This window comes from Variovorax sp. M-6, from assembly GCF_052114385.1.
Lineage (GTDB): Bacteria > Pseudomonadota > Gammaproteobacteria > Burkholderiales > Burkholderiaceae_C > Variovorax.
The window spans coordinates 1-1,278 of record NZ_JBFREQ010000096.1; the positions used below are offsets into that span (position 1 = coordinate 1).

1 protein-coding gene is annotated in these 1,278 nt (G+C 73.7%); it reads left to right on the top strand.

Annotated features, from left to right (window positions below):
- Positions 1 to 1,278, top strand: a 1,278-nt coding sequence (locus tag AB4Z46_RS35280; RefSeq protein WP_442288203.1) for a DUF4118 domain-containing protein, incomplete at both ends; no start/stop codon positions are given.

Below are 1,278 nucleotides of genomic sequence, written 5' to 3' on the forward strand. Positions count from 1 at the left end.
GCCACCCCGCTGTCGGCCGTGCTGGAGCTGGTCAACATCGTGATGCTGTTCCTGCTTGGCGTGGTCGGGGTGGCGATGCGCTTCGGGCGCGGCCCGGCGGCCTTCGCCGCGATGCTCAACGTGGCCGCCTTCGACTTCTTCTTCGTGCCGCCGCGCCTGTCGCTGGCGGTCAGCGACGTGCAGTACCTCGTGACTTTCGCGGTCATGCTCGGCGTCGGCCTGCTGGTCGGGCAGCTCACGGCCGGACTGCGCTTTGCGGCCGGCGTGTCGACCCGCCGCGAGCGGCGTGCGCAGTCGCTGTTCGAGCTCACGCGCGAGCTCTCGGCCGCGCTCGAGAGTGCGCAGGTGGTCGCCCTCGGCGCGGCCGCGGTGCAGGGCCATTTCGGCGGCAAGGCGGTGGTGCTGGCGGCGCACGCCAACGACCGGCTGGTCATGCCCGTGCCGGCGCCGCCGGGCTTCGACCCCAGCGTGGCCGACTGGAGCTTCCGCCAGGGCCAGCCGGCCGGCCTCGCCACCGCCACGCTGGCGGCGCAGCCCTGGCACTACGTGCCGCTGAAGGCGCCGATGCGGGTGCGCGGCGTGCTCGCGCTGGAGCCCGCGCACGCGCGCTGGCTGCTGGTTCCCGAAGAGGCGCAGCAGCTCGACACGCTGGCGCGGCAGATCGCCATCGCGCTGGAGCGGGTGCACTATGTCGARGTGGCGCAGCAGGCGGTGGTCGAGATGGAGTCCGAGCGCCTGCGCAATGCGCTGCTGGGCGCGATCTCGCACGACGTGCGCACGCCGCTGACCGCGCTGATCGCGCTGGCCGAATCGCTGCACGCGCTGCCCGAGGGCGCCGGCGGGGCGCATGCGGTGGCGCGCGCGATCGTCGCGCAGGCGCACCAGCTCCATGCGCTGGTGAGCAACCTGCTGGACATGGCGCGSCTCGAGAGCGGCATCGCCGGCGGCGCCGTCAACCTGCGGCGCGACTGGCAGTCGGTCGAGGAAGTGGYCGGYTCGGCCATCCGYGCGGCGCGGCCCGCGCTCGGGGACATGCAGGTGCAGACCTCGCTGCCGCCCGACCTGCCGCTGGTCGAGTTCGACGCGGTGCTGATCGAGCGCGTGCTGGTCAACCTGCTGGAGAACGCCTCCAAGTACGGGGCGGCGCCGATCGTGGTCGGCGCGCACGTCACCGAGCATGCGCTGGTGCTTCAGGTGCGCGACCACGGCCCCGGCCTGCCTGCCGCGCTGCGGGGCCGCGAGCAGACGCTGTTCGACAAGTTCACGCGCGGCCAGGCC